Below are 21344 nucleotides of genomic sequence, written 5' to 3' on the forward strand. Positions count from 1 at the left end.
TCGCCGCAGGAACAGGTACTTGGCGCCGGAAGCGGTCGCCAGGAAGGCCGCCTGCCTCGTCCCTAGGGACTGGCCCCGCCCCTTCTCCGATCGAAGGCACGAAGGTGTCAGTCGCAACGAGTAAAGCGGATCAAGATGGGCCGATGCGACCTCCGAGCTCGAAGGCGCGAATAAAAGTGTCAGCGGCCTGCATGGCCGTAGCCGTCATGTCCTCCTCGGCGATTCTGGCCAACGAGCCCTCGATCAGGCGCCGGACGGGTCCGGCCTCGCAAAGGGCGTGAAGCTGGTCGACCGCGATCAAGGGATCGACGCGCCGCATGCGCCCCTCCGCCATCGCCTGTTCGAACACCTGCGCCATCCGCGTCCACGTCCGCTGGGGCCCGTTCTCGTAGAACAAACGGCCAAGATCCGACTTGCAGCCTTCGGCGTAGATGATCCGGCGAAAGGCCACGATCTCGTCGCTCGTGACGAAGCGGACGAAGGCGAGCGCGAAGGCGCGGACAGCTTCGGCCAGATCATCGCTGGCCTGAAACACGTCGAACAGAGGCTCAACCTGGGTCGCGCCCTTCTCGAGCATGACCGCGACGAACAGATCCTCCTTGGAGGCGAAGTAGCTGTAGAGCGTCTGTTTGGAGCCGCCGACCCGGGCGGAGACCTGAGCCATGCTGGCGGCGACATAGCCGCGCTCAAGGAAAACGTCCTTGGCTGCGTCCAGAATCGCCTTCCGCTTCGTCTCGCTCTTCACCCGCACGGTTCAGCGGCCTCCCTCGCTTTTCTAGACCAGCCTGTACGCTTCCCCCTCTGCGGCGTCACGCCAAAACGGAGCGAGATCAACCCGTACGGCGCGACACGGCTCGGCGTGAGAACACCCCGGGCCGCCAAGGGCCTGATCATGAAACGATGTGGGAGGGATGGCGGAGACGGAGGGATTCGAACCCTCGATACCCTTTTGAGGTATGCCGCTTTAGCAAAGCGGTGCCTTCAGCCTCTCGGCCACGTCTCCTCCTGAGAGGGAGCGGTTCGATAGCCTGTTCGGTGCGACATGACAACGGCGTCAATGCCAAAAATGTGCGTGTTAACGTCGCACTTAGAAGGCTTGATTAGATTGAACGATGTTTTCCGAACATCGGTCGCCATGCAGCCTATTCCAGAGCCTAATTCCATGCGCGCTTCAGGCCTCGAGTTCACCGCCCCGGGTGAACTCAAGGCCCGGATCAGCCAAGAAGCGCCCCAGCGCGAGCGCGGGCGGCGGCGCGCGCCGATGCGGCCACCCAAGCTGGTCCCGTCGCGCTCGCGGATGGATGCGCGCTGGCTGGCGCGAGTCTTCGCCTTGGTCGACGTTGCGTGCGCCCTGATGATGGCCGCCCCTGTCACCCTGGGGCGTGACCTTCTGACAGGCTTTACATGGACGCTCGCCGTTCCGATCGCCTTCCGCGCCGTCGGCGCCTATGCGTTCCCGCGCAAGCAGAGCCTGACCGGCCATCTCAGCCATGTGGGCCAAGCGCTCGTGATCGCCGCCATTTTCGCGACGATGGCTTCGCTGGTGTTCAATCCGCTGGACGCCCGCTCGGCTTTCCCGTTGCTCGGCGCCAGCGGCTTCCTGGTCGCGCTGCACACCGGCTGGTGGAAGATCATCGACCACGCCCGACGCCAAGGCTTGCTCACCCCCAATGTCGTGATCGTCGGCGCTACGGCCAACGCTCAGCGCTTCATCGAGGCGGCGATGCGCACGGGCGAGGTCAACGTGCTGGGGCTATTCGACGATCGCCTGCGCCGCGCGCCGGTGAACATTCTGGGCGTTCCGCTGCTGGGCGACACCGACGCCCTGCTCCATCACCGGCTAGCGCCCTATACCGACCGCGTGGTCATCGCCATCACCGCGACCGCCGAGGCTCGGGTCAAGGAGTTGGTCGACAAGCTGGGCGTCCTGCCCCACCCCTTGAACCTGTTCGTCGATGGCGGAAGCCCGGACGAAGACGACGCGACCCTGGCGCGCATTGCGGACGGCGCGGAACATCCGCTTTCGGGCTGGCGCGACCTTCGCCGACGCCGTGTCCTGGTTAAGCGCGCCCTGGACCTGGCGCTGGCCGCGACCGGCCTCGCCCTCGCCAGCCCGTTCATGCTGGCGATCGCGCTCGCCGTGAAGTTCGACAGCCCTGGCCCGATCTTCTTCCGCCAGCGCCGTCACGGCTTCAATAACGAGGAGTTCCTGGTCTGGAAGTTCCGCTCGATGCGTCACGAGGCGGCCGACGCCCAAGCCTCGCGCCAGATCCGCGCCGGCGACGATCGGGTGACCCGTGTGGGACGCTTTATCCGTAAGACCAGCCTGGACGAGCTGCCTCAGCTGTTCAACGTGCTCCGCGGCGAGATGTCGATCGTGGGCCCACGCCCGCACGCCGTCGGCATGAAGACCGCGGGCGTCGAGTCGGCGAAGCTGGTGGCCGAGTACGCCCACCGCCACCGGATGAAGCCCGGCATCACCGGATGGGCGGCGATCAACGGCTCGCGCGGGCCGGTCGACACGCCCGAATGCGTGCGTCGGCGCGTGGCGCTGGATGTCGAGTATATCGAGCGTCAGTCGTTCTGGCTGGATCTCTACATCATCCTGCTGACCGTGCCCTGCCTGCTGGGGGATCGCTCGGCGGTTCGCTAGAAGGGGGATGGGGCGAGCTTCGGCGCGCTAGGATGTGCGAGAGGGCCCTACGTCACTGGCCGGGCTGCCGTAGCCCGGCCCAGCGAAGGGCGCGACGAGGCGGCCTTGGAGGCCGCTGAAGACCGGACGCCGTCTTCAGCCGTCTTCTGATCTGGAAGTATGAGCCCGGAGAACCGGGCTCAGCCGTGGGCGAGCCACTCGCGCGCTTGGCGTTGAGCCTCGGCGACATCTTCGCTGGCCATCTCCTGCGCCAGCTCCTTGCGGTAAAGCTTAGCCTCGACCGAACCGCGCATGGCGGCCAGGTTGAACAGCATGTGGGCCGACACATAGTCCAACGGCGCGCCGCCCTGGCCGGTCGAATACAGCAGCCCCATACGGAACAGCTCGTCACCGGTGGACTCGGCGGTCGGCAGCGGCAGCGTAGCGACGACGGCCGGCGGTTCATTCATCAACATCATGGCTCATCTCCCTTCTTAGGCTCACCACGGCGTTCTGCCGGATCAGAGCTAGAGTGGAGGAAAGTCCAACGCGACTGAACATATAGTTAATCGCCCAGGGACGATGGATGCGACCAAATGTATACTGGACGCTCAGACCGATTACTGCGCGTAAATGTTAGTATACAGCCTCTTAACGCACCTCTGATAACACAGCTTTTTAAGCGCCTCTTTTGCCGCTTTTCCTAGGCCGCTGGCCGCTGAACCCTAGCTCGGCGCCCCCACGATTGGACGACTTCGCCCGCGCCAGCCCGCGCGCGCCCTCTCCTCAAATTGGGGAGGCCTTCGAAAATGGCGGCGTACATCGCGAGAAGCGCCCGGCCTGAAGGTCCGAAGCCTGCCGCCCCTTCATATAGATGTCTGTCCCGTTCAGGCGGGGTTCAGTCAGCCAGAGCGATCGTGCGTTCAAAGGTCGAGGGAACCTCTCGGCGGCCTAGCCGCCGTCCATAGGAGAAGACGACATGAAACGTCTGCTGCTCACGATCGCCGCCGCCGCTTCGGTGGCGAGCCCGATGGTCCTGTCGGCGACGGACGCCAGCGCGCAGGATCGCGGCCGCTGGGAGCATCGCGACCGCGATCGGGATCATGACCGAGGCCGCTGGGACAATGGCCGCCACAATGGCTGGGACCGTCGAGATCGTTGGGACCGCGGCGACCGCTGGGATCATGGCCGCCACAACGGTTATTACTACAACAGCCGCTGGCACTATGGGCCGCCGCCGGCCGCATACTACGGCCGTCCCGGCTATCGACCCGGCTACGAGGCCTGGCGCCGGGGTGCTTACTTGCCCTCCTACTATCGCGGTGGCGGATATGTCGTGAACGATTACTATCGCTACCATCTGCGCCCGCCGCCTCGCGGCTACTATTGGTATCGCACAGGCAATGACTACGTGCTCGCGGCGATCGCGACCGGCCTAATCTTCGAGGTGATCGCTAACCGGTAGACCTCAGGCGCGCAAATACGCTCGTCACGGCGTCCTGGGCTATGCCTGGGACGCCGCTTTACGGCCATGCGCGCCGCAACCTTGCCGCGCATGGGGCGCAATGGCCTGATTGCGAAGCCAATTCGACCGCATTGCAGGGCCAGCGTGAAGATCGCGTCACAGTCCGACGCTGACGAAACAGGTCCTGATGTGATGAAGACCCTGCGCACCACCACCGCCGTAGTCGCCCTGGCCGCCGCCGCCTTCGCCGGCTCCGCCATGGCCCAGGCCACCCTGCCCCAGACCTCGCCCGCCAACCCGTCTCCGATGACGACGACGCCGGCGCCGACCAACGACGCGACCACCTCGACGGGCTCGCCGACGCAAACCTCGCCGGAGACCGCCGCGCCGGCCGACAGCGCCGCCTCTCCGACCTCGGCGACCGCGCCCACCAGCGACGACAGCTCGGCCATGACCGGCGAAAAGCCGGCCAAGAAGAGCAAGAAGCACAAGGATCATGGCGGCGACGCCAAGACGCCCCCGTCGAGCGATCCGTCCTCGCCGAACACGCCGCAATAAGAAAAAAGTTCGCATCAACGAAGAAGGGCCCGCGGTTTTCGCCGCGGGCCCTCGTCGTTTCAGCCGGTGACAGCGCCTATTCGACGCCGAGCTTCTTGCGCAGCAGCTCGTTGACCGTCGCGGGGTTGGCCTTGCCGCCGGTGGCCTTCATGACCTGGCCGACGAACCAGCCCAGGGCCTGCGGCTTGTCCTTCACGGCCTCGGCCTTGTCCGGATTGCCGGCGATCAGGTCGTCGATGGCCTTCTCGATCGCGCCGGTGTCGTTGATCTGCACGAGGCCGCGCTTCTCGACGATCTCGGCGGGACGGCCTTCGCCGGCCCACATGTGCTCGAAGACCTCCTTGGCGATCTTCGACGAGATGGTGCCGTTCTCGATCAGCTCGACCAGCTGGGTGATGTCCGACGACGGCAGCGGCGAGTCCGTGAACGCCGTGCCGGCGGCCGACAGCTTGGCCAGCAGTTCGTTCGTGACCCAGTTGGCCACCAGCTTGGCGTCGCGCCCCTTGGCCGCCGCCTCGAAGTAGTCGGCGCGGTCGGCGTCGATGATCAGCACGCCGGCGTCATAGGCCGACAGGCCGTACTGGCTCTGCAGCCGCGCCTTCTTGGCGTCCGGCAGCTCCGGCAGGGTCTGTTCGATCGACTTCACCCAGGCCGGATCCAGCACCAGCGGCAGCAGGTCCGGATCGGGGAAATAGCGGTAGTCGTGCGCCTCTTCCTTCGAGCGCATCGAGCGGGTCTCGCCCTTGTTCGGGTCGAACAGGCGGGTCTCCTGGTCGATCTTGCCGCCGTCCTCAAGTATCTCGATCTGGCGGCGAGCCTCGTACTCGATGGCCTGCTGGATGTAGCGATACGAGTTGACGTTCTTGATCTCGCAGCGCGTGCCCAGGTGCTTGAAGTCGCCCGTGGCGCGGAACTTCTCGTAGTCGCCCGGACGGCAGACCGAGACGTTCACGTCGGCGCGCAGGTTGCCCTTCTCCATGTCGCCGTCGCAGGTGCCGAGATAGACGAGGATCGTCCGCAGCTTCTTGACGTAGGCGGCGGCCTCTTCCGAGGTGCGCATGTCCGGCTTGGAGACGATCTCCATCAGCGCCGTGCCCGCGCGGTTCAGGTCGACATAGGTCGCGTTCGGGTCCTGATCGTGCAGCGACTTGCCGGCGTCCTGCTCCAGGTGCAGGCGCTCGATGCGCACGTCGAAGGTCGTGCCGTCGTCGCGCTCGACCGTCACCACGCCCTCGCCGACGATCGGCTGGTCGAACTGGCTGATCTGATAGCCCTGCGGCAGATCCGGATAGAAGTAGTTCTTCCGGTCGAAGCGGCTCTTCAGGTTGATCTGGGCCTTCAGGCCAAGGCCGGTCTTCACGGCTTGCTCGACGCAGAACCGGTTCAGCACCGGCAGCATGCCGGGCATGGCCGCGTCCACGAGGCTGACCTGCTCGTTCGGGCCCGCACCGAAACCGACGGCGGCGCCGGAGAAAAGCTTGGACTTGCTGGCGACCTGAGCGTGCACCTCGAGACCGAGGACCATTTCCCAGGGGCCAGTGCGACCTTGGATCTGTTTGGATTCTTGCGTCATGGCCGTCTCTCTACATCAAGCGCCCTAGGCCGGAAAAGCTCTGGGACGCGGCCTGGGACATGTTCGTCAGGCCAAGGATGGGCAAGGCCTTGAAGTTCCTGGCGCGCGGCTCGACCAGATCTTCCGAGCCTTTTCGGAATAAGGCGAGAATCCGTCAAATCCGGCGCCATTGCAGGGCAAGGGAACCGCAGAGTTATCGCGCCGTTCATTTTCTCGAACAGCTCACTTACGGAGGTAGAAATGCCCACCGCTTACACTACCCGATCCGCTCTCAACTTCGACGCTCCCGAGCCCGTCGTCACGGCTGACCCGAATGCTTCAGCTCTCTTTCCCTCGCAGCCGGTCTATGCTCGCACGCCGAAGAAGAAGGCGTCGAACAACCTGCCGCTTCTGATCGGCGCGCCCGTCGTGGCGGTCGCCGCCGGCGCCCTGATCTGGGGCATGACGGCCAACCGCGCCGAGGCGCCGACTGATCCGCAATCGCTGCAGGTCGCCGCCGCCGAGAGCCCCGCGCCGCTGACGGCCCCGCTTCCCCCGGAGACCACGCCGTCGCCGATCCCGCAGCCGACCGAGTTGGCCGCCAACGAGACGATCGCCCCGGCCCCGGTCGCCCGCGCCGAGACGCCCCGCGCCGCCGCGCCGGCTCGTCCGGCCGCTCGCCGCGCCGCGCCGGTGGAGACCACCGCGCCCGACGCCTCGAGCGCCTCGAGCAACGTCAGCGCCACGGTCCCGGCCGCGCCGCCCACCGTCAGCGCGGCCCCGGCCCCGGCGATCGCCGAACCGGCGCCGCTGGTCGTCCCCTCGCCGGCCGCTCCGCAACCGGCCACGGTTCCGGCGACCGAGCCTAACAACCCGATGTAACCTTGGGTCCCACACCCCGAACGAAGAAGGGCGGCTCCACCGGAGCCGCCCTTTTTACGTCACCACCACTTCTCGGCCTTGGCCTTGAAGCCGGCCGCCTTTTCAAGCGCCCCGGCGACCGAGAACACCGTGCCCTCGTCGAGCGGCTTGCCGATGATCTGCAGACCCAGCGGCAGGCCGTTGGCGTCGAGGCCCGCGGGCAGCGACAGGCCTGGCAGGCCCGCCAGGTTCGTCGTCACCGTGAAGACGTCGTTCAGATACATGGCGATCGGGTCGTTGCTGTTCTCGCCCAGGCCAAACGCCGCCGAAGGCGCGGTCGGGGTGAGGATCGCGTCGACCTTTTCCCAAGCGTTGTCGAAGTCCTCGGCGATGCGACGACGCACCTTCAGGGCCTTCAGGTAGTAGGCGTCGTAATAGCCGGCGCTCAGCACATAGGTGCCGATCAGGATGCGGCGCTTGACCTCGTCGCCGAAGCCAGCGGCCCGGGTGTTCTCGTAGATTTCGGTGAGGTTGGCGCCGTCTTCGCGCAGGCCGTAGCGCATGCCGTCGTAGCGGGCCAGGTTCGACGAAGCCTCGGCCGGGGCCACGATGTAGTAGGCCGGCAGCGCGTACTTGGTGTGCGGCAGGCTGATGTCGACGATCTCGCAGCCGGCCTCCTTCAGCCAGGCGATGCCGTCCTGCCAGAGCTTCTCGATCTCGGCGGGCATGCCGTCGACGCGATATTCTTTCGGCACACCGATCCGCAGGCCCTTCACCGACTTGCCGACGAACTGGGTGAAGTCCGGCACGGGGACGTCGAGGCTGGTCGAGTCCTTGGGGTCATGACCCGACATCGAGGTCAGCAGCAGCGCGGCGTCCTCGACCGTCTTGGCGATGGGGCCCGCCTGATCCAGCGAGCTGGCGAAGGCCACGACGCCCCAGCGCGAGCAGCGGCCGTAGGTCGGCTTAATCCCGACGGTGCCGGTGAAGGCGGCCGGCTGACGGATCGAACCGCCGGTGTCGGTGGCCGTGGCGCCCAGGCACAGGTCGGCGGCGACCGCCGCGGCCGAACCGCCGGACGAGCCGCCGGGAGTCAGGGCCTTGTTCGAGCCCTGGACGCGCCAGGGGTTGGTCACCGGGCCGAAGTAGGACGTCTCGTTCGACGAGCCCATGGCGAACTGGTCGAGGTTCAGCTTGCCCAGCATCACCGCGCCGTCGCGCCACAGCTGGCTGGTGACCGTCGACTCGTAGGTCGGCACGAAGTTTTCCAGGATCTTCGAGCAGGCCGTGGTGCGCACGCCCTCGGTACAGAAGAGGTCCTTCACGCCCAGCGGCGCGCCTTCCAGCGGACCGGCCTGGCCTTGCGCCCGACGAGCGTCGGACTTGGCGGCCATGTCCAGCGCCTTTTCCGGCGTCTCCAGGATGTAAGCGTTCAGGCCGCGCGCGGCTTCGACGGCGTCGATGTGCGCCTTGGTCAGCTCGACCGAGGTGAATTCGCCTTTGGCCAGGCCGTCGACGGCGGCCTTCAGGGTCAGCTTCGTGAGCGCGCTCATTATTCGACCACCTTGGGCACGACGAAGAAGTTGCCCACCGACTTGGGGGCGTTGCTGGTCACCTTGGCAGGATCGCCGCCCATGGTGACGACGTCGTCGCGCAGCGGCAGGCCGGCGGCCACGACGCTGGTCAGCGGCTCGCAGCCCTCGGTGTCCACCTCGGCCAGCTGCTCGATCCAGGTCATGATGCCGTTGAGCTCGTTGGCCAGGGCCTCGATGCGCTCTTCGGGTTCGGCGATGCGGGCGAGCCGGGCGACCTTCCGCACCGTGGCGGCGTCAATGGCCATGGGGATCTCCTGAAATTCGAACGCGTCGGTTACTAGGCCGGAGACAAGGTTTCAAGGAGTGGTTTCAGGCGGCGCGGCTCCTGATAAAGAGGGCCATGCCCGTTCTCGACATCGAAGACTTCGCCGCCGCCCTGCCCCAGTACGCCCCCGTGGTGGGCCTGGACCCCGGCGAGAAGACCATCGGCGTGGCCGTCTCGGACGTCACCCGCACCGTCGCCAGCCCCCTGGCCCTGATCGAGAAGACCAAGTTCAGCAAGGACGCCGAGGCCCTGTTCAAGCTGATGGACAGCCGCGGCGCGGTCGGGATCGTCATCGGCCTGCCGATGAACATGGACGGCACCGAAGGCGTGCGCTGCCAGAGCAATCGGGCCCTGGGTCGCAACCTGCTGCGCCTGAAGCCCGACCTGCCCATCACCTTCTGGGACGAGCGCCTGTCGACGGCGGCGGTGACGCGGGTGCTGATCGAGGAGCATGACGTGAACCGAAAGAGACGGGCCGAGGTCGTGGACAAGATGGCGGCCGGCTGGATCCTGCAGGGCGCGCTGGAACGGCTGCGGGGGCTTTAGTCCTGTTACTCGCCCCCTCCGCGCCTGCGGCGCTCCTCCCCCGGAGGGGGAAGAAGGTGCGCGATCCCTTCTGCCCCCTCCGGGGGCGGACGACCGCGAAGCGGTCAGGTGGGGGCAAGTAAGGTCGACTCCACGCGGTTTCCCGCTGAAGGGATGGAAAGGGACGCGGAGCGCCGGACATCCGTCCGGAGTATGGATAGTGAATACCGTTTCGACGAAGCCCGACGCTCCGCGCGACCGTTATCCGCCAGCGTCCCGTCGGGTGGCCCTGTTCAGGCCTTACCGGGACCTGGGCCTCCCGTTTCCGAGAGACCCAGCGGTCGGAGAGGACGGGCTTTCAGCCAGACACGCCCTTTTGCCTCCAACCACGCCGACGGCGGGCGGGTGAGCCCAGCAAGCCCAGCCCCGGACCGTCCGAGTATCCCCCTCGAACCTGTCCCCGCTCGATCGCCCCCCGCCGCCACGATGGTCGCTGGCCATGCGCCCTTTCCTCGCGACGAGGTGGGTAAAGGATAAGGGCGGTTTCAACGCGGATGATGGAGCGGGGCGTAAAAGTGGGAAATTGTTGAAATCATTCAGTTCGATTCCGGGTACGCGGATAACAGAGCGCCGCGAACGCTCGTACTTGCCCCCTCCGCGCCTACGGCGCTCCTCCCCCGGAGGGGGAAGAAGGGGTGCGTTTCCTTCTGCCCCCTCCGGGGGCGGACGACCTGCGAAGCAGGTCAGGTGGGGGCCTGCGGCGATGGCCGATTGTCATCGGCATGACATCCTCCACAGAGCGTTTCCCCTCCTTCGCTTCCCTTCACGCCCAAAGCCGCCTATGACGCGGGCTCATGACGGCTTCAGCCCATGACCCCTCCCAAGCGGCTATCGAAACGATCCGCGCGCGCGTCTTCGCCTTTCCCAAGCGCCACTTTCTTTCGGCCGGCGATCTGAACGCGCTTCAGGCGGTCGAGCTGCTGGACCTGGCCGACGCCTTCGTGGCTCTGAACCGGCAGACGTCCAAGACCCTCGATATCCTCAAGGGCCGGACGCTGATGAACCTGTTCTTCGAGAACAGCACCCGCACCCAGAGCTCGTTCGAGCTGGCGGGCAAGCGGCTGGGCGCCGACGTCGTCAACATGAACCCCAAGACCTCGTCGGTGGCCAAGGGCGAGACCCTGATCGACACCGCGGTCACGCTGAACGCCATGCGGCCCGACCTGCTGGTCATCCGCCACGCCTCGTCGGGCGCGGCCAGCTTGCTGTCGCAGAAGGTCAGCGGCCACGTGGTCAACGCCGGCGACGGGCAGCACGAGCACCCGACCCAGGCCGTGCTGGACGCGCTGTCGATCCGCCGCGCCTTCGGCCGCGTTTCCGGCCTGACCGTGGCGATCTGCGGCGACGTGCTGCACAGCCGCGTCGCGCGCTCGAACGTCGCCTTGCTGCACACCCTGGGCGCCAGCGTGCGCCTGGTGGGGCCGCCCACCCTGATGCCGTCCCAGGCCGAGCGCTGGGGCGTCACGGTGCACCACGACATGAAATCGGGCCTGGCCGGCGCCGACGTCGTCATGATGCTGCGCCTGCAGCTGGAACGGATGCAAGGCGCCTTCGTGCCCTCGACCCGCGAGTACTTCCGCTTCTATGGCCTGGATCGCGAAAAGCTTTCGCGCGCGGCGCCCGGCGCCAAGGTCATGCACCCTGGGCCCATGAACCGGGGCGTGGAGATCGATAGCGACGTCGCCGACGATCCGGCCATCAGCCTGATCCAGGACCAGGTCGAGATGGGCGTCGCCGCCCGGATGGCCGTTCTCACCAGCCTCGCGGCCCGTCTGGAGGCGGCCCAATGAACGCCTCTCAGCCCCTCGCCTTCGTCAACGCCCGCCTGGTCGATCCCGAAAGCGGCTATGACGGCCGCGGCGGCGTCATCGTCTCCGAAGGCGTCATCACCGACGTCGCCAAGGGCCGCGAGTTCGGCAAGCTCTCGAAGGCCGTTCGCGTCATCGACTGCGGCGGCGCCCTGCTCGCCCCTGGCCTGATCGACCTGCGCGTCCGCACCGGCGAGCCCGGCGCCGAGACCAAGGAAACCCTCGCCTCGGCCGCCAAGGCCGCGGCGGCCGGCGGCGTCACCTCGTTCGTGGTCCAGCCCGACACCGCGCCGGCGATCGACGATCCCAGCGTCGTCGATTTCATCCTGCGCCGCGCTCGCGACATCGACAGCGCCCGCATCCTGGTGGCCGGGGCGGCGACGCGCGGCCTGAAGGGCGAGCAGATGGCCGAGATCGGCCTGATGCGCGAAGCCGGCTGCGTCTATGTCACCGACGCCGGCAAACCGATCGTCGACAGCAAGGTCATGCAGCGCGTCCTGACCTACGCCAAGGGCTTCGACGCCCTGTTGGCGCACCGTCCGATGGACCCGTGGCTGGGCAAGGGCGGTGCGGCGATCGGCGGCGAGTTCGCCGGCCGCATGGGCCTGCCCTCGATCTCGCCGATGGCCGAGCGGATCATGCTGGAGCGCGACGTCGCGCTGCTGGAAGCCACGGGCGGCAAGCTCTTGGTCGACCAGATTTCCAGCGCCCAGGCCCTTGAGACGCTGGAGCGCGCCAAGAAGAAGGGCCTGCGGATCCACGCCTCGGTGTCGATCAACCACCTGTCGTTCAACGAGCTGGACATCGGCGACTACCGCACCTTCGCCAAGCTCAATCCGCCCCTGCGCGGCGAGGACGATCGCCAGGCGCTGATCGAGGCGCTCGCCTCGGGCCTGATCGACGTCGTGGTGTCCTCGCACAGCCCCGCTCCGGCGGAGGACAAGCGCCTGCCGTTCGACGAGGCCGCGCCGGGCGCGGTGGGCCTCGAGACCCTGCTGCCGGCCTTGCTGTCGCTTTATCACGAGGAACGCATCGCGCTGGTCGACCTGATCCGCGCCGTCACCTTGGCGCCGGCCGAGCTGCTGGGCCTGCGCGGCGGCCGCATCGCGCCGGGCGCGCCGGCGGATCTGGTGCTGTGCGACATCGACGCGCCGATCATCATCGACGCCGCCCGCCTGCTGTCGAAGTCCAAGAACTCTCCGTTCGACGGCCGTCGCCTGCAGGGCCAGGTGCTGATGACGGTCGTGGACGGCCGCGTGGTCCACCGCGCGGAGGGCTAGCCCTCCCGCGTCATGAAGGCGAAGGCGACGGCGGTCGATACGCCGACGACGCCGCCGGCGACGACGCCACCGATCGCGGCCAGGGCCCATACCGGTCCCAGCGCCCAGCCCGAGGCGGCCAGATAGATCGCCGGCAGCCCCAGGCTCCAACCCACCGCGTTGCCAGCGATCCACGGCCAGCGCTTCACGCCCAGGCCGCCCAGCGCCAGGGTCTGGACTCCGCCGAACAGCGCGCCCACCGTCAGGCCAAAGCCCGCCGCCATCAGGATCGTCTCCCCCACGCTCGGCTCGAAAGCCCCGACGCCGCCCTGCCCCGTGGCGAAGATCGAGAACGACGAGCCCGCCGCCCAGCCGACCATGGCGACCACGCAGGTCGCCATGGTCCAGCGCACGATCGAGAGGTCCGGCAGCCGGCGGCTCATCAGATTGGCCTGGACCAGGCCCAGGACGATGCCCTCGGGCACGCCTGACAGCGCCTTAAACAGCAGCATGGAGATCTGCCAGAACAGCCCGTTCGGCTCGGGCATCAGGCCATCGGCCCAGACCCACCAGGACGCCCCCAGAAGGATCCCGAACAGTTCGGCCAGCGCCGTCAGCAGGATCCAGCCGACCCAGCCCCCGCTCCCCGCGCGCCGTCCCTCAACGCCATGAGCCGCGCCCGCACTGCCCGCCATCACTCCGCCCCCCAGAAAATCCGCGCGACTTTGCCAGCGGATCGAAGCGATTTACACCATCCTTCGACACGGCGCGCTTGAGCTCGCACAAAACTCTCTCTAAGGTAGAAAACGTGGAAAGTCTCGCCTCTGCCGTTTATCTGACTCTCGCGATCGCCGTCGTCGGCGGCTATCTGCTGGGATCGATTCCGTTCGGCCTCATCGCCACGCGTCTTGGCGGCGCGGGCGACATCCGCCAGATCGGTTCGGGCAATATCGGCGCGACCAACGTGCTGCGCTCCGGGCGCAAGGATCTGGCCCTCATCACCCTGCTGGGCGACGCCGGCAAGGGCGTGGTGGCGGTGCTGCTGGCCCGTTACCTGACCCACGGAAATCCCATGGTGATCGCCCTGGCCGGCGGCGCGGCGTTTCTGGGCCACCTGTTCCCGGTGTGGCTGAAGTTCAAGGGCGGCAAGGGCGTGGCCACCTTCTACGGCGTGCTGCTCAGCGCGGCCTGGCCGGTGGGCGCGCTCGCGGCCATCACCTGGCTGGCCATGGCCGCCATCTTCCGGATCAGCTCGCTGGCCGCCCTGACCGCCGCCGTCCTGGCCGCCCCCTTCGCCATCGCCACCGACCAGCCGCGCCCGATCCTGGGCCTGGCGATCTTCATGGCCATCCTGATCTTCATCCGTCACCGCGAGAACATCGCGCGCCTGCTCAAGGGCGAGGAGCCGAAGATCGGCAAGAAGAAGCCGGCCGAGCCGGCGCCCGCCGAGGCGCCGTGATCCCCGGCCGGCTCTCGGACATCCAGCGCCTGGCCTGGCTTCGCCTGGCGCGCACCGAGACGGTCGGCCCCGTCGCCTTCGACCACCTGCTGGCCCGTTACGGCACGCCCGAGCGGGCCCTGTCGGCCCTGCCCGACCTCTCCCGCAAGGGCGGCCGCGCGGTCCCGCTGACCCTGCCGCCACGCGAGGCGATCGAGCGCGAGCTCGAAGCCGGCGAAAAGCTGGGCGCGCGCCTCATCTGCGGTTGCGAGCCTGACTTCCCGCCGCGCCTGGCGGCCCTCGATCCGCCGCCGCCGGTCCTCTGGGCGCTGGGTCGGGCCGAGCTGCTGTCCGAACCGTCGATCGCCATCGTCGGCGCCCGCATCGCCTCGGCCGCCGGCCAGCGCTTGGCCCGCCAGTTGGCGACGGACCTGGGAACCGCCGGCTATGTCGTGGTCTCGGGCATGGCGCGCGGCATCGACGGCGCGGCGCACGAGGGCTCCCTGACCACCGGCGCCGTGGCCGTGCTGGGCGGCGGGGTCGGCGACATCTACCCGCCCGAGCACGATAGGCTGCATGCGCGGCTCGCGGCGGAAGGCTGCGTCGTCTCCGAGAGCGCGCCCGACCGCCGCGCCCAGGCCAAGGACTTCCCGCGCCGCAATCGCGTGATCTCCGGCCTGTCGCTGGGCGTCGTCGTGGTCGAGGCCGAGCTGAAATCCGGCTCGCTGATCACCGCGCGGCTGGCCGCCGAACAGGGCCGCGACGTCTTCGCCGTGCCCGGATCGCCGCTCGATCCGCGCTCGAAGGGCACGAACGACCTGATCCGCCAAGGCGCGATCCTGTGCGAGGGCGCCGAGGACGTCCTGCGCTCGCTGGCCGGCGAGGCCAGGCTGCGCGAGCGCGATCGCGCTTACGAGGCCGAGCCGCCATCCGACCTCGACCCTGACGCCCTGCGCGAGCGCGTCGCAGCGCTGCTCTCCCCCACGCCCGTCCCGCGCAACGACCTGATCCGCGCCGTCGCCGCCCCGACCTCGGCGGTCATGGCGGCGCTGGTGGAGCTGAGCCTGGCGGGCCGCGCGGAGTTCCTGGACGGCGGGCTGGTGGCGCGGCCATAAGGAGCCGACACGGAGCCGCTGAATTGAACACCCTGCAGGAAACCTTCGACCGCGCGCTGGCCTCCGCCGCCGAGGGGCGCTTCGACGCCGCGGTGTCCGACTTCCAAGCTGTGCTGGCGTTGCGTCCCGATGAAGGGCCAGTGCTGTTCAGCCTGGGCGTCACCCTGATGAACGCCCGACGCTTCCCCGAGGCGGCGGCGGCTTTGAGCCGCGCCGTGGCGACCCAGGACGTGGAGCCGTTGTGGCGCAACTGTCTGGCCCAGGCGCAGTACATGACCGGGGACTTCGCCGGCGCGGCGGCGAGCTTCGAGGCCGTCGGCGAGCCGCTGGGAGACGGCGCCGTCCTGACCTGGGCCCGCGCGGCCGCCTACGCCGCCGTCGAGACCTCGACCGCGGACACCGCCTTGGCCCTGTATGAGCGGATCGCCGGTCCGCTCGCGGAAGACCCGACAACCGTGGTCCGCGAGGGATTTTCCATCCTCGTCGCCTTCAAGCGGCTCGCGGCCGCTCGCGTGCTGGGAGATTGGCTGGCCGCGAACACGGCTGATGATCCGGTCCAGGCGCACGAGCGCCGCGTCCTGACCGAACAGGACATCGATCGCGCGCCGTCGGACTATGTCGAAGCCTTGTTCGACAACTTCGCGGACCGCTTCGACGAGCAGTTGGTCGACAACCTCGGCTATGACGCGCCGGCCCTGCTGGCCGACAAGGTGGCCGCGCTTGACGACCGCTTCGCGCGCATCCTGGACCTGGGTTGCGGCACGGGCCTGGCCGGACCGCATCTGCGACGTTTCCAGGGGCGGATAACCGGCGTGGATCTTTCGAGCGGCATGCTGGCCCGAGCGGCCGAGCGCGGCGACTACGACCAACTCATCCAGGCCGAGGCGATTGATTTTCTACGCGGCGCTTCGGATGGCTTCGACCTGATCTTCTCGACCGACGTGCTGATCTATTTCGGCGACCTGACCCCGCTGTTCGCGGCGGCGGCCGGCGCCCTGCCCTCCGGCGGCGTATTGGCCGTCAGCACGGAACGCGGCGAGGATGGCTGGATGCTGCTCCCCTCGGCCCGCTACGCGCACGGCGAGGCCTATGTGCGCCAGGCCAGCGCCCCTTGGTTCGACCTTGTCGACCAGGTGGAGATCTCGCTGCGCCGGGACGCGACCGACATCACGCCGGGCGGCCTCTACGTGATGAGGCGAAAGGGCTAGCCCCCTCGCCGCGCGCCCTTGGCGAACAGCATGTCCGACCACCGCCAGTGGCCGCCGCCTAGGGCGAAGCGGGCCGCGCCGGGGCCGTCGTTCAGCGAGATCAGGACGAGACCCCGCATCGGCTCGGCGCGGCAGGCGGCGGGGGCGAAAGCGACCTCCATCATGATCATCTCGCGCAGGCCCGACAGACCGTCGCCCTCCTCGCCGTCTGTGCGGACCCAATCGCCGCTCCAGACCAGAGGCGCGCGGCCGGCGTTCACGGTGGCCGCGTGGGCGCGCATCAGGGAAGCCCGGGCCCTGGGGTTCTTGCGCAACCCCTCCTGCAGCAGCCGAACCATGTCGCAGCCCGCCCCCCCGCCGCCGCCGCCAGCGCCTGATCCCGCCGTCGCCGCGCCCATCAGCTCGGACTCGCCCAGACCCATCACCCGCGCCGGCGCGGGCTTCGGGCTGGCCGGCAGCGGCGTCACGTCCTTCGGGATCGGCGCCTTGGTCACGCGCAGCGGCGACCGCGGCGCGGCCCTGGCGGTGTCTTTCGGCTTCTCTGGCGACGGCGGCTTCTTGGGGGCCTTCACCGGCGACTTGGGGGCGTCATGGGGCGCGGGCGGTCTTGGAGGAGGCGGTGGCGGCGGAGGGGGCGGCGGATCGACCAGCGTCACCATGACGGACGGCGCTTCCGGCGGCGCTGGGGTCACGTGGGCGGCCAGCAGCACCGCCACGGCCCCGGCGTGCGCGGCGAGGCTCACGACCACGGCCACGCCCTTCCCGCCCCTTCGTTTCCAGTTCGCCATCTGCTCGCCACGCCACGGGCCAAAGCGCCGGCCCAAGGACCTGTGGACCACGCGTCCACGTCAGGAAATGGGCGAATGGTCGAGCTTGCGAGCGACCAAGACGCAGTTGAAGATCGCAATGCGGCGGGAGAGACGATTGTGGATTTTCTGACGAAGCTGGCGTGGATACTGCTGCTGGTCGCTCCCGCCGCGGCTCTTATGGCGCAGGCGGTGATCGACTGGATCCCGGCGCGTCTCCAGCGGACAACGGTCCAAGCGCTTTCCGTGTCGCTGGGCGTCCTGCTGGGCGTTGTGGCCCTGGCGAGCTTCGCCGGTGTTCGCTTCGTGCCGCTGGCCGCCAATATCTGGACGCTAGGCGCGGCCTATTTCGCCTACTGCTTCCTCGCCTTCGGGATAGGCAGGCTGCCCTTGCGCGGCATGCCGAGAAACGTGGCCCTGATCCTCGCCGCACTGCCTATCGCCTTTGGCTATTTCCTCAGCACGGTGGGGCTCTTGGCCATCATGTTCACGGTCGGCGCCTACGCCACTGCGTCGAAGGAAACCCGCCTGGCGACGAACTTGGTCTGCACCCGGATCGAGGGCGGCGGCCCCAGCGGCGGCTACGCGCTGCACATCCATCGGCAATGGCCCTTGCTGCCGGTGCTGCATCGCCAGGTGAAGGTTATCGCGGCCAAGAACGAATACTACGGTCCGCCAGACTGCGAGGCTCTGCGCGGAACGAAGCTCTAGACGCTCAGATCCACCAGCAGCCCCGTCCCCGCGGCCGGCGCGGCGCGCACGGCTTCCTTCAGCCGATCGGCGATTTCCGCGCGCTCGGCGTTCGAAGTCACGGGCTTGATCGGGCGGATCGGCGAGACATAGGCCTCGGTGGCGATCCGATTGACGGTCAGATCCATCGGCGAGCAGTCACAAAACCAGGCCATAAAACTCGCACAAGGGTCTTAACAAGCGGCTACTAGGGCTTCAAAGCACGGCCGTTCGGCAGAGCCCGCGTTGACAGACCCCCAAGCGGGCCCCACTTTCCCCGGCGCTCGCCTCCCGGGCGATCCGCTTTCCAGCCCAGAGTCAGAATGAACGTCGTCGTCGTCGAGAGCCCGGCCAAGGCCAAGACCATCAACAAGTACCTCGGGTCCGACTACACGGTTCTCGCTTCCTACGGTCACATCCGCGATCTGCCGTCGAAGGACGGCTCGGTGGAGCCCGACAACGACTTCGCCATGAGCTGGGAAGTCGACGCCAAGGCCTCCAAGCGCGTCTCCGACATCGTCGACGCCCTGAAGAAGGCCGACCGCCTGATTCTGGCCACCGACCCGGATCGCGAAGGCGAAGCGATCAGCTGGCACGTGCTGGAAGTCCTGAACAAGAAGAAGGCGCTGAAGGACAAGTCGGTCCAGCGCGTCACCTTCAACGCCATCACCAAGACCGCCGTCACCGAGGCCATGAAGGCCCCGCGCGACCTCGACATGGAGCTGGTCGAGGCCTATCTGGCCCGCCGCGCCCTCGACTATCTGGTCGGGTTCACCCTCTCGCCGGTGCTGTGGCGTAAGCTGCCCGGCAGCCGCTCGGCCGGCCGCGTGCAATCGGTGGCCCTGCGCCTGGTCGTCGACCGCGAGATCGAGATCGAGCGCTTCAAGACCCAGGAATACTGGACCGTCGAGGCCGACGTCTCGGCCGGCTCGGACCCGTTCCTGGCGCGCCTCGTCAAGCACGAAGGCAAGAAGCTCACCAAGTTCGACCTGGGCAACGAGACCTCGGCCCTGGCCGCCAAGGCCGCCGTGCAGGCCGCCGTCTTCAAGGTCGAGGCCGTCGAGAAGAAGCCCGGCAAGCGCTCGCCCGCGCCGCCCTTCACCACCTCGACCCTGCAGCAGGAAGCCGCCCGGAAGCTGGGCTTCAGCGCCCAGCGCACCATGCAGGCGGCCCAGAAGCTGTACGAGGGCGTCGACATCGGCGGCGAGACCGTGGGTCTCATCACCTACATGCGGACCGACGGCGTCTCGATGGCGCCCGAAGCGATCACCGAAGCGCGCGACGTGATCGGCAAGGTCTATGGCAAGGAATACGTCCCGGACGTCCCGCGCCTCTACAAGTCCAAGGCCAAGAACGCCCAGGAGGCCCACGAAGCCATCCGTCCGACCAGCATGGGTCGGAACCCCGGCTCGTTGCGCCTGGATCCTGAGCTAGGCCGTCTGTACGAGCTGATCTGGAAGCGCACGATCGCCTCGCAGATGGAAAGCGCCCGTATCGAGCGCACCACGGTCGACCTGGAGAGCGCCGACGGCAAGACCGGCCTGCGCGCCACCGGCCAGGTCGTGCAGTTCCCCGGCTACCTCGCCGTCTACGAGGAAGGCCGCGATGACGAGGGTGATGAAGACAGCGCCCGCCTGCCCGCCATCGTCGAGGGTTCGCCCGCTCAGGTCCGCGAGGCCCGCGCCGACCAGCACTTCACCGAACCGCCGCCGCGCTATTCGGAAGCCAGCCTCGTCAAGAAGATGGAAGAGCTGGGCATCGGCCGTCCGTCGACCTACGCCTCGGTGCTGGGCGTGCTGCGCGACCGCGAATATGTCCGCATGGAGAAGCAGCGCTTCATCCCCGAGGACAAGGGCCGACTGGTCACCGCGTTCCTGGAGCAGTTCTTCAAGCGCTATGTCGAGTACGACTTCACGGCCGCGCTCGAAGAGCAGCTGGACTTGGTGTCCGACGGCAAGCTGGACTGGAAGCAGTTCCTGCGCGACTTCTGGAAGGACTTCCACGCCGCCGTCGGCGAGATCGCCGAGCTGCGCACGACCAACGTCCTCGACGCCCTGAACGAGGCCCTGGGCCCGCACATCTTCCCCGACAAGGGCGATGGCTCCAATCCGCGCCTGTGCCCGACCTGCGGCACGGGACAGCTCTCCCTGAAGACCGGCAAGTTCGGCGCCTTCATCGGCTGCTCGAACTATCCGGAGTGCCGCTACACCCGTCAGCTGGGCGTCTCCGAAGGCGACGGCGAGGCCGAGAGCGCCGACAAGGAGCTGGGCGTCAATCCGGCGACGGGCCGGGCCGTGTGGCTGAAGAACGGCCGCTTTGGTCCCTATGTCGAGGAGCTGGCGGCCGAGGGCGACAAGCCCAAGCGCTCGTCCCTGCCCAAGGGCTGGATCGCCTCGGCCATCGACCTGGAGAAGGCCCTGCGCCTGCTCTCGCTGCCGCGCGAGGTGGGCAAGCACCCGGACGACGGCAAGGTCATCACGGCGGGCCTCGGGCGCTTTGGGCCGTTCGTTCTGCACGACGGCACCTACGCCAACCTGGAGAACGCCGACGAGGTGTTCGACGTCGGCCTGAACCGCGCCGTCGCCATCCTGGCCGACAAGCGCGCCGGCGGCGGTCGTCCGCAGCGTGGCGCCGCGGCGGCCCTTGCCGAGCTTGGCAATCACCCCGAGGACGGCAAGCCGATCCGCGTGCTGTCGGGCCGCTTTGGTCCCTACATCAAGCACGGCGACACCAACGCCAACGTGCCCAAGGGCAAGGATCCGGCCGCGATCACGCTCGAGGAGGCGCTGGCCTTGATCGCCGAACGCGCGGCCAAGGGCGGCGGCAAGAAGCCGGCGAAGAAGGCCGCCGCTTCCAAGGCCAAGGCCCCGACCAAGGCGGAAGGCGACAAGCCGGCCAAGAAGACGGCGGCTAAGAAGCCGGCCGCCAAGAAGACCGCTCCCAAAGCCAAGGCCAAGGCGCCCGCCGCCTCGGACGATGGCGCCGCGCCGTGGGACGACGAGGCCTGAGCCTGTTCAGCCGGTTTGGACGAGAGTAGATTGCGCGGATGACGACGCTGGAACGTCCCCTGCCGCTGAACGTCGTGCTGACGGCGCTGGTCCTGTGCTGCCTAGGCGGCTTCGCCTTCGGGCTCACCAACGCGATGAAGCTCGACCGCGGCGGCGCGACGACCTCCACGCAGCCGCTGGCCGAGGTGTCGGGCGTGCCGGTCAAGGACGCCGCGCCCGCCCTCGCCTATGAGCCGCCGCCGGTCGAGGCCCCCAAGCCGAAAGCCGTCGAGGTCGAGACGCCGGAGCAGGAAGCCCCCGCCCCGGTGATCGAGGCCCCGCCCGCCGCGACGACGCCCGCGCCCGACGCCGCCTCCAAGCCGGCCGATCCGGCGCCGCCGAAGTCGATCGAGGATCTGTACTAGGTTTAGGGGCAGCCTCCACCTCGCGTTTCCCTAAGTCCGCCGAACGCGTTAAGGCA

At 68.1% G+C, this 21344-nt stretch carries 21 protein-coding genes, 1 tRNA gene and 1 pseudogene; 13 read left to right on the forward strand and 10 right to left on the reverse strand.

Features of this window, described 5'->3' with window-relative positions:
• Positions 1–130 precede the first annotated feature (130 nt).
• Entirely contained in the window at positions 131–751 is a 621-nt protein-coding gene (locus CSEG_RS13845; RefSeq protein WP_013079864.1) for a TetR/AcrR family transcriptional regulator, read from the reverse strand.
• A gap of 161 nt (positions 752–912) precedes the next feature.
• Positions 913–1003: transfer RNA gene (locus CSEG_RS13850), tRNA-Ser, on the reverse strand.
• Positions 1004–1162: 159 nt separating this feature from the next.
• Here CSEG_RS13850 and hfsE point away from each other — a divergent pair.
• Entirely contained in the window at positions 1163–2653 is a 1491-nt protein-coding gene (gene hfsE / locus CSEG_RS13855) for a polysaccharide biosynthesis protein HfsE (RefSeq protein ID WP_013079865.1), read from the forward strand.
• A gap of 179 nt (positions 2654–2832) precedes the next feature.
• Here hfsE and CSEG_RS13860 read toward each other — a convergent pair whose 3' ends face one another.
• Entirely contained in the window at positions 2833–3111 is a 279-nt protein-coding gene (locus tag CSEG_RS13860; protein WP_013079866.1) for a sel1 repeat family protein, read from the reverse strand.
• Positions 3112–3611: 500 nt separating this feature from the next.
• Here CSEG_RS13860 and CSEG_RS13865 point away from each other — a divergent pair, with 500 nt between their 5' ends.
• Both CSEG_RS13865 and CSEG_RS22880 read left to right on the forward strand, forming a co-directional pair.
• Positions 3612–4097: an RcnB family protein gene (locus CSEG_RS13865; protein ID WP_013079867.1), complete on the forward strand. Its 486-nt coding sequence runs from the start codon at positions 3612–3614 to the stop codon at positions 4095–4097.
• Between the two features lie 144 nt (positions 4098–4241).
• Positions 4242–4655: a proteophosphoglycan 5 gene (locus CSEG_RS22880; protein WP_167535132.1), complete on the forward strand. Its 414-nt coding sequence runs from the start codon at positions 4242–4244 to the stop codon at positions 4653–4655.
• 76 nt (positions 4656–4731) lie between these two features.
• On the opposite strand, the gene gatB is transcribed toward CSEG_RS22880, so the two are convergent.
• Positions 4732–6228, reverse strand: coding sequence for an Asp-tRNA(Asn)/Glu-tRNA(Gln) amidotransferase subunit GatB (gatB, locus tag CSEG_RS13875; protein ID WP_013079869.1), 1497 nt, complete (start codon positions 6226–6228; stop codon positions 4732–4734).
• A 240-nt stretch (positions 6229–6468) separates the two neighbouring features.
• Here gatB and CSEG_RS13880 point away from each other — a divergent pair, with 240 nt between their 5' ends.
• Positions 6469–7089 (forward strand): hypothetical protein, encoded by a 621-nt coding sequence (locus CSEG_RS13880; RefSeq protein ID WP_013079870.1) that lies wholly within the window; start codon positions 6469–6471, stop codon positions 7087–7089.
• 59 nt (positions 7090–7148) lie between these two features.
• Here CSEG_RS13880 and gatA read toward each other — a convergent pair whose 3' ends face one another.
• Entirely contained in the window at positions 7149–8621 is a 1473-nt protein-coding gene (gene gatA / locus CSEG_RS13885) for an Asp-tRNA(Asn)/Glu-tRNA(Gln) amidotransferase subunit GatA (protein ID WP_013079871.1), read from the reverse strand.
• Positions 8621–8908: an Asp-tRNA(Asn)/Glu-tRNA(Gln) amidotransferase subunit GatC gene (gene gatC / locus CSEG_RS13890; RefSeq protein ID WP_013079872.1), complete on the reverse strand. Its 288-nt coding sequence runs from the start codon at positions 8906–8908 to the stop codon at positions 8621–8623. The genes gatA and gatC overlap by 1 nt, the downstream gene beginning before the upstream one ends.
• Before the next feature lie 95 nt (positions 8909–9003).
• Between gatC and ruvX the strand changes: the two genes are divergently transcribed.
• The gene (ruvX, locus tag CSEG_RS13895) at positions 9004–9474 is read left to right on the forward strand and encodes a Holliday junction resolvase RuvX (protein WP_013079873.1); all 471 of its coding nucleotides are present in this window, start codon (positions 9004–9006) and stop codon (positions 9472–9474) included.
• Between the two features lie 365 nt (positions 9475–9839).
• Here ruvX and CSEG_RS23355 read toward each other — a convergent pair.
• Positions 9840–9988: pseudogene (locus CSEG_RS23355) on the reverse strand (hypothetical protein); the annotation flags it as partial.
• 319 nt (positions 9989–10307) lie between these two features.
• On the opposite strand from CSEG_RS23355, the gene CSEG_RS13900 reads away from it, so the two are divergent.
• On the forward strand, positions 10308–11303 hold the full coding sequence (locus tag CSEG_RS13900) for an aspartate carbamoyltransferase catalytic subunit (protein WP_013079874.1): 996 nt from the start codon (positions 10308–10310) through the stop codon (positions 11301–11303).
• Positions 11300–12601, forward strand: a complete 1302-nt coding sequence (gene pyrC, locus CSEG_RS13905) for a dihydroorotase (RefSeq protein ID WP_013079875.1) — start codon at positions 11300–11302, stop codon at positions 12599–12601. The genes CSEG_RS13900 and pyrC overlap by 4 nt, the downstream gene beginning before the upstream one ends.
• Here the strand turns inward: pyrC and CSEG_RS13910 are convergent.
• Positions 12598–13275 (reverse strand): hypothetical protein, encoded by a 678-nt coding sequence (locus tag CSEG_RS13910; RefSeq protein WP_013079876.1) that lies wholly within the window; start codon positions 13273–13275, stop codon positions 12598–12600. The genes pyrC and CSEG_RS13910 overlap by 4 nt on opposite strands.
• Positions 13276–13388: 113 nt before the next feature.
• Here CSEG_RS13910 and plsY point away from each other — a divergent pair, with 113 nt between their 5' ends.
• Genes plsY through CSEG_RS13925 form a run of 3 tightly spaced genes read left to right on the forward strand, consistent with a single transcriptional unit; the run spans position 13389 to position 16341 of the window.
• On the forward strand, positions 13389–14039 hold the full coding sequence (gene plsY, locus CSEG_RS13915) for a glycerol-3-phosphate 1-O-acyltransferase PlsY (protein ID WP_013079877.1): 651 nt from the start codon (positions 13389–13391) through the stop codon (positions 14037–14039).
• On the forward strand, positions 14036–15133 hold the full coding sequence (dprA, locus tag CSEG_RS13920) for a DNA-processing protein DprA (protein WP_013079878.1): 1098 nt from the start codon (positions 14036–14038) through the stop codon (positions 15131–15133). The genes plsY and dprA overlap by 4 nt, the downstream gene beginning before the upstream one ends.
• Before the next feature lie 23 nt (positions 15134–15156).
• Positions 15157–16341, forward strand: coding sequence for a methyltransferase domain-containing protein (locus CSEG_RS13925; protein ID WP_013079879.1), 1185 nt, complete (start codon positions 15157–15159; stop codon positions 16339–16341).
• Here the strand turns inward: CSEG_RS13925 and CSEG_RS13930 are convergent.
• Positions 16338–17129 (reverse strand): hypothetical protein, encoded by a 792-nt coding sequence (locus CSEG_RS13930; protein ID WP_083778402.1) that lies wholly within the window; start codon positions 17127–17129, stop codon positions 16338–16340. The genes CSEG_RS13925 and CSEG_RS13930 overlap by 4 nt on opposite strands.
• A gap of 138 nt (positions 17130–17267) precedes the next feature.
• Between CSEG_RS13930 and CSEG_RS13935 the strand changes: the two genes are divergently transcribed.
• Entirely contained in the window at positions 17268–17858 is a 591-nt protein-coding gene (locus tag CSEG_RS13935; protein ID WP_013079881.1) for a hypothetical protein, read from the forward strand.
• Here the strand turns inward: CSEG_RS13935 and CSEG_RS13940 are convergent.
• Positions 17855–18025: a hypothetical protein gene (locus tag CSEG_RS13940; RefSeq protein WP_062093605.1), complete on the reverse strand. Its 171-nt coding sequence runs from the start codon at positions 18023–18025 to the stop codon at positions 17855–17857. The two genes, CSEG_RS13935 and CSEG_RS13940, sit on opposite strands and share 4 nt — an antisense overlap.
• 174 nt (positions 18026–18199) lie before the next feature.
• Between CSEG_RS13940 and topA the strand changes: the two genes are divergently transcribed.
• Together topA and CSEG_RS21635 are read left to right on the forward strand one after the other, a co-directional pair.
• Positions 18200–20884, forward strand: a complete 2685-nt coding sequence (topA, locus tag CSEG_RS13945; protein WP_013079883.1) for a type I DNA topoisomerase — start codon at positions 18200–18202, stop codon at positions 20882–20884.
• Between the two features lie 38 nt (positions 20885–20922).
• On the forward strand, positions 20923–21288 hold the full coding sequence (locus tag CSEG_RS21635; RefSeq protein ID WP_013079884.1) for a hypothetical protein: 366 nt from the start codon (positions 20923–20925) through the stop codon (positions 21286–21288).
• Positions 21289–21344: the final 56 nt, after the last annotated feature.

The organism is Caulobacter segnis ATCC 21756 (genome assembly GCF_000092285.1).
GTDB lineage: Bacteria > Pseudomonadota > Alphaproteobacteria > Caulobacterales > Caulobacteraceae > Caulobacter > Caulobacter segnis.